This is a genomic window from Nitrosomonas sp. (genome assembly GCF_043753625.1).
In the GTDB taxonomy this organism is placed as follows: Bacteria; Pseudomonadota; Gammaproteobacteria; order Burkholderiales; family Nitrosomonadaceae; genus Nitrosomonas.
In genome coordinates, this window is sequence record NZ_JAYUWI010000149.1 from 1 (window position 1) to 9,047 (window position 9,047).

Annotated in this window: 11 protein-coding genes; all 11 read left to right on the plus strand. The window is 47.0% G+C overall.

Annotated elements, in window-relative coordinates; all coding sequences use genetic code 11:
• Positions 1 to 135 precede the first annotated feature (135 nt).
• The gene (locus ACH10T_RS12560) at positions 136 to 1,437 is read left to right on the plus strand and encodes a cobyrinate a,c-diamide synthase (protein ID WP_394809605.1); all 1,302 of its coding nucleotides are present in this window, start codon (positions 136 to 138) and stop codon (positions 1,435 to 1,437) included.
• The gene (gene bluB, locus ACH10T_RS12565; RefSeq protein WP_394809606.1) at positions 1,434 to 2,096 is read left to right on the plus strand and encodes a 5,6-dimethylbenzimidazole synthase; all 663 of its coding nucleotides are present in this window, start codon (positions 1,434 to 1,436) and stop codon (positions 2,094 to 2,096) included. The genes ACH10T_RS12560 and bluB overlap by 4 nt, the downstream gene beginning before the upstream one ends.
• Positions 2,097 to 2,112: 16 nt before the next feature.
• Positions 2,113 to 3,027, plus strand: a complete 915-nt coding sequence (gene cbiB, locus ACH10T_RS12570; RefSeq protein WP_394809607.1) for an adenosylcobinamide-phosphate synthase CbiB — start codon at positions 2,113 to 2,115, stop codon at positions 3,025 to 3,027.
• Entirely contained in the window at positions 3,002 to 3,727 is a 726-nt protein-coding gene (locus ACH10T_RS12575) for a threonine-phosphate decarboxylase (RefSeq protein ID WP_394809608.1), read from the plus strand. The genes cbiB and ACH10T_RS12575 overlap by 26 nt, the downstream gene beginning before the upstream one ends.
• A 45-nt stretch (positions 3,728 to 3,772) precedes the next feature.
• Complete coding sequence (locus tag ACH10T_RS12580) at positions 3,773 to 4,042, plus strand: hypothetical protein (protein WP_394809609.1); 270 nt, start codon at positions 3,773 to 3,775, stop codon at positions 4,040 to 4,042.
• On the plus strand, positions 4,039 to 5,523 hold the full coding sequence (locus ACH10T_RS12585) for a cobyric acid synthase (protein WP_394809610.1): 1,485 nt from the start codon (positions 4,039 to 4,041) through the stop codon (positions 5,521 to 5,523). Before ACH10T_RS12580 ends, ACH10T_RS12585 begins: the two co-directional genes overlap by 4 nt.
• Positions 5,517 to 6,047: a bifunctional adenosylcobinamide kinase/adenosylcobinamide-phosphate guanylyltransferase gene (gene cobU / locus ACH10T_RS12590; RefSeq protein WP_394809611.1), complete on the plus strand. Its 531-nt coding sequence runs from the start codon at positions 5,517 to 5,519 to the stop codon at positions 6,045 to 6,047. Before ACH10T_RS12585 ends, cobU begins: the two co-directional genes overlap by 7 nt.
• A complete protein-coding gene (cobT, locus tag ACH10T_RS12595) occupies positions 6,044 to 7,108 on the plus strand; it encodes a nicotinate-nucleotide--dimethylbenzimidazole phosphoribosyltransferase (RefSeq protein WP_394809612.1) in 1,065 nt (354 codons plus the stop codon). Before cobU ends, cobT begins: the two co-directional genes overlap by 4 nt.
• A gap of 13 nt (positions 7,109 to 7,121) precedes the next feature.
• Positions 7,122 to 7,718: an alpha-ribazole phosphatase family protein gene (gene cobC, locus ACH10T_RS12600; protein ID WP_394809613.1), complete on the plus strand. Its 597-nt coding sequence runs from the start codon at positions 7,122 to 7,124 to the stop codon at positions 7,716 to 7,718.
• Positions 7,715 to 8,461, plus strand: a complete 747-nt coding sequence (locus ACH10T_RS12605) for an adenosylcobinamide-GDP ribazoletransferase (protein ID WP_394809614.1) — start codon at positions 7,715 to 7,717, stop codon at positions 8,459 to 8,461. Before cobC ends, ACH10T_RS12605 begins: the two co-directional genes overlap by 4 nt.
• A gap of 22 nt (positions 8,462 to 8,483) precedes the next feature.
• On the plus strand, positions 8,484 to 9,047 hold a 564-nt coding region (locus ACH10T_RS12610), incomplete at its 3' end, for a TonB-dependent receptor domain-containing protein (protein WP_394809615.1).

Genomic DNA, 9,047 nt, shown 5'->3' on the forward strand with positions numbered 1-9,047 from the left:
CGTTTTTTATTTGGGCATCGCCGTGGTGATGCATACGCTCTTCACGTTGATTATTCAGCAATTCAATCCACGCAACACCACTGCGGGATAACGCCATGGATGGAAAGATAAAGTGTAAGAATCCAACCTATAACCATGCCGAATACAATACACTTCCCTACACTACTGATTTCCGCGCCTGCTTCTGGTCAGGGAAAAACAACTATTACTGCCGCATTAGCAAGGCTGCATCGTAATCAGGGTCGATGTGTTCATATTTTCAAAATAGGCCCTGATTTTCTTGACCCAATGATCCTGGATAGGGCATCCGGCAATCCGGTTTATCAACTGGATTTATGGATGGGTGGTCAAGCACACTGCCAACAACTTTTATATCAGGCGGCGGCTACAGCTGATTTAATTCTGATTGAAGGCGTCATGGGACTCTATGATGGAGAACCATCCAGCGCTGATCTCGCTGCGCAATTCAACATTCCGATACTGGCAGTAATTGATGTGGCAGCCATGGCGCAAACTTTTGGTGCTGTGGCACATGGACTGGCAACTTATCGGACAGGACTCAGTTTTGCCGGTGTATTTGCCAACCAGGCTGCGAGTTCATCCCATATAGAAATGTTACAGGAAAGTTTATCGCATGATTTGCCCTGGCTTGGCGCATTGTCTCGTTATCAAAACGTCCGATTACCTAGTCGTCATCTGGGCCTGGTTCAAGGGGAGGAAATTATTAATCTCGATCAACACCTGGATAACCTTGCCAACAATTTATCTCAAACAGCACTGAATGTATTACCACCACCGACTGCCTTTACACCGCCTGACATTGTCTCGGGTGAATTGCCACAAACACTTAAAGATGTAAGCATTGCGATAGCATTAGATACTGCATTTTCTTTTGTTTATCATGCCAACCTGAATCTGCTCCAAGCTATGGGCGCAAAATTAGTATTTTTCTCGCCGCTGAAGAATGACATGTTGCCCCAGGTGGATAGCCTATATCTACCCGGTGGTTACCCTGAATTACATCTGGACAAGCTAGAATCCAATCACATCATTCGTGAGGGAATTCGTGACCATCACGCAGCTGGCAAACCCATAGTTGCCGAATGTGGCGGTATGATTTATTTGCTAACAACACTAATGAATATCAGCGGGCAACAAGCTGCCATGGTTAATATACTCCCAGGTCATGTAACGATAAAAAATCATCTTGTTAACTTGGGCCTCCATTCTGCGACATTTCCAAATAGCGAATTACGCGGCCACACTTTCCATCATTCACAACTTGAAACCTCTATTGAACCCTCAACACTGACTCAGCCGACGCGAAAAGGATTGCGACCTGAACCATTATTTTGCATAGGAAGGCTGACTGCTTCATACATTCACTGGTATTTTCCATCAAATCCGGCTGTGGCCGCAGGATTGTTCTTGCCATGAGCAATGATCATCGTTTTAGTGAATCAGAACGCGCGGCAATTTATCGGGTCATTGTAGAACGCCGTGATATGCGCCACTTCCGCCCTGACCCAGTTGATCCAGCCATGCTCAAACGCTTACTGGCAGCAGCACACCAAGCGCCCAGTGTAGGTTTAATGCAACCCTGGCGATTTATACGCATAACAGATTCTAAACTGCGATCTGCCATTGCAACCTTGGTAGACGAGGAACGCGCACGTACCGCGGTCGCATTGGGCCAACGAGGTGAGAAATTCATGCGTCTGAAAGTGGAAGGAATCCGGGCTTGTGGTGAACTATTCGTTGCAGCCCTGACGAATGGACGTGAAAAATATATTTTTGGTCGTCGCACCCTACCTGAAATGGATTTAGCCTCAGTTGCCTGCGCAATTCAGAATCTGTGGCTAGCAGCACGCGCTGAAGGATTAGGGCTGGGGTGGGTGTCAATGTTTGAGCCTGAAGCACTTGCTCGTTTGCTGGTGATGCCCGTAGGTAGTAAACCCGTAGCGATTCTGTGTCTTGGTCATGTCGATGCGTTTTACCCAGTGCCGATGCTGGTACAGGAAAATTGGACGACAGAGCAACCCATACAGGAATTTGTGTTTCACAATACCTGGAATAACGCTGAGATGCCGGAATGAACGCCCATTTAATCGTATGACCATAACTCTGATTGTATTTTCCGCTCTTCTACTGGATACCTGGCTGGGTGAAGCGCACCGTTACCATCCATTGGTTGGATTTGGCAATATTGCACAAGCGGTTGAACAATGGCTTTATTCCGATTCAGTGATGCGCGGCTTGAGTGCGGTATTATTGCTATTGTTATCAGCGATCTTATCCATCACATTAATCATCAACTTTCTACCATGGCCCCCAGTATTTGAAGCCTTATTGTTATACCTCGCCATCGGTTGGAATAGTCTCATTGCTCATGCCCGAACGGTACATAACAGTCTGGTTGCCGACAATTTGCCCGAAGCCCGTCAACACGTGAGTTTTCTTGTCAGCCGAGATACGATGATGCTTGATCATAGCGGCGTAGCCAAGGCCACGGTTGAGTCTGTATTGGAAAATGGCAATGATGCGATTTTTGCTGCTATTTTCTGGTTTATTATTGCCGGAGCGCCAGGTGCAGTGACTTATCGGCTGGTTAATACACTGGATGCCATGTGGGGCTATCGCACAGATCGTTATCGTCATTTTGGTTGGGCCGCTGCACGACTGGATGACGTAATGAATTTCATACCCGCACGATTAACCGCATTGAGTTATGCCATCACAGGGCGAATGGCTAGCGCTTTGTTTTGCTGGAGAACACAAGGCATCACCTGGAAAAGTCCAAATGCTGGGCCCGTCATGGCTGCCGGTGCGGGTAGCCTTGGCGTATTATTGGGCGGTGCCGCTTGGTATCACGGCAGACTCGAGCAGCGCCCCACCTTAGGCGAAGGCCACATTCCCAATGCAAATGATATTGAACGGGCATTAGGACTGATACAACGAGCATTGCTACTTTGGTTAGTCGTCATCGGTGCAGGAGAATGGTTTGCCACATCCATTATATCAGCCTGAGAAATTGCACCATGGGGGTCGTTTACGGGCGGCAGCCAAACATTACCAGCTTCCGCTGGAGGGTTGGCTTGATCTTTCTACCGGCATTAATCCGAATGGCTGGCAAGTTGAAGCCGTTCCTGCAAATATATGGCAGCGATTGCCGGAGGAAGAGGATGAATTAATTGAAGTAGCATGTAATTATTATGGCGCACCATCGCTCTTGCCGGTTGCAGGTTCACAAGCAGCCATCCAGGCTCTCCCCCAATTGCGTAACTCGTCTCGTGTTTGCATACTTAACCCAAGTTATGCCGAACATGCGCATGTATGGCGGCATGCCAATCATAAGGTATCGACAGTCGCTCCCAATCAAATAAATGATGCTTTGCCGCATACGGATGTTCTGATCATCATTCATCCCAATAACCCAACAGGTACTGTTTTTCCGACAGAGCAATTACTCGACTGGCATGCACAACTCGCTGATCGTAATGGTTGGTTAATCGTCGATGAAGCCTTTATGGATATGACACCTGAACAGAGTATTACATCCTATACCGCATCGCCTGGCCTTATCGTATTGCGTTCACTGGGGAAATTCTTTGGCTTGGCGGGGGCGCGTGTGGGCTTTGTTTGTGCACAATCACAGTTGCTGAATCAACTAAATAACTTGCTTGGGCCTTGGACTGTTAATACTCCCGCACGTTGGGTGGCTGCTTAGGCGCTACAAGATGCCATGTGGCAAGAATCAACGCGAAGAAATCTTTTGATTGCCAGTAATCGCTTGAAAACTTTGCTGACACAACATCAATTGTCTCCTGCAGGAGGCTGCGGGCTTTTTCAATGGATAGTTTCACGTCATGCTTCTGATCTATATGAGGAATTGGCATCTCAAGGTATTTTAGTTCGTTATCTGAATGATCCGCCCAGTTTGCGCTTTGGTTTGCCGGCGCATGAATCGGATTGGCAGCGACTAGATATGGCGCTAACGCAAATCAATCGCAAAATTCCCAATTTAACGGAGCAGTCGCCATGAATACTCAAACCTTGATGATCCAAGGCACCACATCGGACGCGGGAAAAAGTATGCTGGTGACGGCACTATGTCGTTGGCTGGCACGCCAGCGTGTTCGTGTTGCGCCTTTCAAACCGCAAAATATGGCACTTAACAGTGTCGTCACTGTCGATGGCGGAGAAATCGGTCGTGCACAAGCCGTTCAAGCACTGGCAGCGGGATTGGCGCCACATACCGACATGAATCCGGTGCTCCTCAAACCCAATACCGATAAAAATGCGCAAATCATCATTCACGGTCATGCTATTGCCAATATGGATGCCTGTGGTTTTCACGATTATAAAACCATCGCACTTAAAGCAGTGCTTGAATCGTATACGCGACTGACTGAACAATATAATACGCTTATTGTTGAAGGTGCCGGTTCACCGGCTGAAATCAATTTGCGTGCTAATGATATTGCCAATATGGGTTTTGCAGAAGCCGTCGATTGTCCGGTCATTCTCATCGCCGATATTGATCGTGGTGGTGTTTTTGCTCATCTGGTAGGCACGCTGGCATTATTAAGCGAAAGTGAACAGGCGCGTATTCAGGGTTTCGTTATCAATCGCTTTCGGGGGGATATGGCATTACTTCAATCGGGATTGGATTGGCTGGAACAATACACTGGCAAGCCGGTATTAGGTGTGTTGCCTTACCTGCAGGGCTTGCACCTCGAGGCGGAAGATGCTTTGCCTCAGACAACTTCTTTTTCTTTACCATCAGAACAGAAAAATTTTCGAGTGATTGTTCCTGCTTTGCCACGTATCAGCAATCATACGGATTTTGACCCACTGCGCTTACACTCACAGGTCAATTTACAATTTATTGGACCCGGAGAAACCATTCCGCCTGCCGATTTGATCATTTTGCCGGGCTCAAAAAGCGTGTGCGCTGATCTGGATTGGTTGCGCGAGCAGGGCTGGGAATCTGCTATCCGTCGACATTTACGCTACGGTGGAAAACTGATAGGCATCTGTGGCGGCTTCCAAATGCTGGGAAAACTTATTCATGATCCCCATGGCGTAGAAGGTATTGCCGGTAGTGCGCAAGGATTTGCTTTCTTTGATATGGAAACGACTTTACAATCAGATAAGCTACTACGCAATACGCAAGGAACACTTTCCTTTAATGATGCCGCGGTGACTGGTTATGAGATCCATGCAGGTATCACCACCTATCACAGATGCTATCAACCCGCCATTCATCTGACAGATAATGATGATGGTGCAATCAGTGAAGATGAATTGATACTGGGCACCTATTTACATGGCATTTTTGAGTCTTCCACAGCCTGTAGTGAATTACTCACTTGGGCCGGACTGGATGATCAAGCCCCAGCACCTGATTATCATGCAACGTGTGATACTGCGATTAATCGATTAGCGGATTGCGTTGATGAGTATCTGGATACCGCACAGTTGTATCGATTGCTCAATGTAAAGCCAAATACGTCATGTTAGACACCAAGACTTTGATACTCGGCGGCGTTCGTTCAGGCAAAAGCCGACTGGCTGAACGTTTGGCCACGGAGAGCCAATTTCCGGTTACTTATATTGCCACGGCAACCATTGGAGACGAAGAAATGCGTGAACGTATTGCTGCACATCGAGTGCGACGCCCTGATCATTGGCAAGTCATCGAAGAACCTTTGGAATTGGCCTCTGTACTGAATCAGTATACAAAAGCCGATCACTGTGTATTGATTGATTGCCTGACACTGTGGTTGACAAATTTACTCATTCATTCAAACACATTAAGATTTGATACTGAACGATCTGCATTCCTCAAAGTACTACCCCATCTGACGGGGAGGCTCATTCTAGTCAGCAATGAAACGAACATGGGAGTCACTCCGATGGGTGAACTAAGTCGTCGCTATTGTGATGAAGCCGGTAAATTGCATCAGGAAATCGCACAACATTGTGATCAGGTGGTTCTAACCGTTGCCGGATTACCGGTAATGCTAAAAGGAGAACGTGTGTGACCCGGAAAAGTGTGCTGAGTTGGCTGGAAGCACCATTAGCCATTCCCAATCTGGAAATGACCCAGATAGCAAAAACACGTCAAGCACAACTTACCAAACCACCGGGTTCGCTCGGTCGCCTTGAAGAAATTGCTGTCCAACTGGCTACTTTGCAAAATACCGCACAGCCTTGTGTTGATCAGGTGCACATCGCCATATTTGCCGGTGATCATGGCGTTGCTGTGGAGGGAATCTCAGCATTTCCTCAGTCAGTAACCAGCGAGATGATCAGGAACTTTGCGCGTGGCGGTGGCGCAATCAATGTGTTGGCGCGCGCTTTGAATGCTTCCCTGGAAATCATTAATCTGGGAACAGCGCAGGATACGCGGTCATTAACAGGTGTAAAGCATTATCACCTGGGACCTGGTACGGCCAATTTTATCCATGGACCTGCAATGACTGAAGATCAACTGAATCAAGCACTGAATGCTGGTTTTGATATCATTGAGCAGGCGCAAAAAAATAACAACCAATTGTTTATTGGTGGAGAAATGGGGATTGGCAACACCACCAGCGCCACCGCTTTGGCTTGTATCCTACTCAATGAGCCACCCATGTTGCTGACGGGTTCCGGTACCGGTCTTGATAGTCATGGCATTACCCACAAAATCAATGTGATTTCACGGGCTTTGGCCACGCATCATGCGCATATCCATTCTCCTTTGGATGCGCTGCGCCGTATGGGCGGGTTTGAAATCGCTGCGCTGACAGGCGCTTATATTCATGGGGCGCAAGTAGGGCTACCGATGCTGATCGATGGATTTATCAGTAGTGTTGCAGCACTGGCCGCAGAGCATATTTTTCCAGGTTGCAAAGAATGGTTCTTCTATTCACACCAATCTGCAGAACTGGGGCACAGCATGATTCTCAAAGCGCTCGATGCCGAGCCACTCATTGCTTTGAACATGCGCTTGGGTGAGGGGAGTGGTGCGGCTGTTGCACTCAATCTATTGCGCATGGCCTGTAAGTTGCACAATGAAATGGTCACTTTTTCTGAAGCACAAGTTTCGCAGAAAAACTAATTTCCACTAAGTCGTGACAACTTTCATTGATCTTCTTAGACATGGCGAAACCGAAAATAGTCATCGGTATTGTGGCAGTACGAATCATCCACTGACACAACTTGGTTGGACACAAATGTGGAATGCTATTGAAAACAAGCCGCGGCAGTGGCAGCACATTATTACTTCCCCTTTAGCGCGCTGCGCTGATTTTGCACAAGCCTTGGGGCAGCAATACGCCATTCCGGTGAAACAAAATGCACTTATCCAGGAAATACATTTTGGTGATTGGGAAGATCAATCCGCCGCGCAATTGATGGAAACGGATCCCGATACTTTATCGCTTTTTTGGCATAACCCCCTGAACTACCCCCCTCCGAATGGCGAACATTTGCTAGATTTCGAGACTCGCGTTTTGTCAGCCTGGTCTGCTATACAACAACAATTTTCCGGGCAAAAGATTTTACTTATTACGCATAGTGGCGTAATCCGAATCATTATCTGCCATATTCAGCAGCATCCGATTGAACGTTTACTGGAATTTGAAGTGAACCATGCTGAAATGAAGCATGTCTCCATAGAACTTAAAGAGTATTCCCAAACAAAAATTCTTTCCGATTCACAGGTATGATCAAGCCCTTTCTCATCTCGATGCAGTTTCTGACCAGATTGCCTGTGCGATTGGTCTCTCAACCGAACGAAAAAGATCTTGGAAATTCCCTATTGTTTTATCCGCTCGTCGGTTTCATCATTGGATTAATACTCATCGGACTGGGTTGGTTATTGAGCGGCTCTCCGCCGCTAATAACCGCAGCATTACTGGTGGCTACTTGGGTATTAATAACCGGCGGATTACACCTGGACGGTCTGGCGGACAGTGCAGATGCTTGGATTGGTGGAATGGGAGATCGAACAAGAACACTTGCGATCATGAAAGATCCCAATTGTGGTCCGGCGGGTGTGACAGCGATCGTATTGATCCTATTACTAAAATTTGTCGCACTTTATAGCCTAGCGATTGCCAATGAATGGATTACTGTGCTACTGGCTATCACCCTTGCCAGAACCTTATTACCACTCCTGTTTTTAACCACCCCCTATGTTAGAAGCAATGGATTGGGTACATCACTAGCAGTTCACCAGCCACGCTGGTGGAGTATATTTATCGTCGTTACAACATTTGCTTTAATGTTTCTGCTCACTGATATTCAGTATTTATTATTATCACTGACTGCAGTGGTTACGTTCTTGTTATTACGTCATCTAATGCTTCATCGCATTGCCGGAACAACGGGTGATACAGCAGGTGCATTGGTAGAAATTACGGAAGCAACAGTGTTGCTGACTTCAGCGATAGCTTTAACAGGCTGTTGAAAAACTATCTAATTCTAAGGCTATGTTCGCGTTAATTGTTGATACCTCGAAACACCCAAAGCGGCGCGTAATATATACGTTGGAGTCAAAGTGTCTTTGGTTTCATAAGTCAACTGTCGCTAAACATGATATTCTATTATCTCTGCGACACGATGATAACCAGCAATTTGGCAGCCGAGTGACCGGCGGTGCTGGCTGGGGTTATCCGCTCACTGAGAATATTCGCCTGCGGGCCAATTTCGGTAGCGCTTTTAAAGCCCCCACATTTAATGAACTGTATTTCCCCGGCTTTAGTAACCCGAATTTGCGTCCGGAAGACTCGCGCAGCTACGAATTCGGTACGCGTGGCAAAGCAGATTGGGGAAATTGGTCGTTGAACGTTTATGAAACCCATATTCTTCATTTGATTGCTTTTGACGCCAATACCTTCGCACCCGCCAATATTGATCAGGCATGCATACGCGGATTTGAAGGCGTAATCAGCACGCACAAACATTGGCGCCTGCAAGGACGTATTGAAAATTTATTTAATGAACGCTATGAAACAGCTGCATTCTTCAATCAACCAGGGCGAAATTTCTTTGCC

Bases quoted from the DNA above. Each gene is read 5' to 3' on its own strand.
- ACH10T_RS12585 (WP_394809610.1), top strand. From the start codon at position 4,039: ATGAATACTCAAACCTTGATGATCCAAGGCACCACATCGGACGCGGGA.
- cbiB (WP_394809607.1), top strand. From the start codon at position 2,113: ATGACCATAACTCTGATTGTATTTTCCGCTCTTCTACTGGATACCTGG.
- ACH10T_RS12605 (WP_394809614.1), top strand. From the start codon at position 7,715: ATGATCAAGCCCTTTCTCATCTCGATGCAGTTTCTGACCAGATTGCCT.
- bluB (WP_394809606.1), top strand. From the start codon at position 1,434: ATGAGCAATGATCATCGTTTTAGTGAATCAGAACGCGCGGCAATTTAT.
- ACH10T_RS12560 (WP_394809605.1), top strand. From the start codon at position 136: ATGCCGAATACAATACACTTCCCTACACTACTGATTTCCGCGCCTGCT.
- cobU (WP_394809611.1), top strand. From the start codon at position 5,517: ATGTTAGACACCAAGACTTTGATACTCGGCGGCGTTCGTTCAGGCAAA.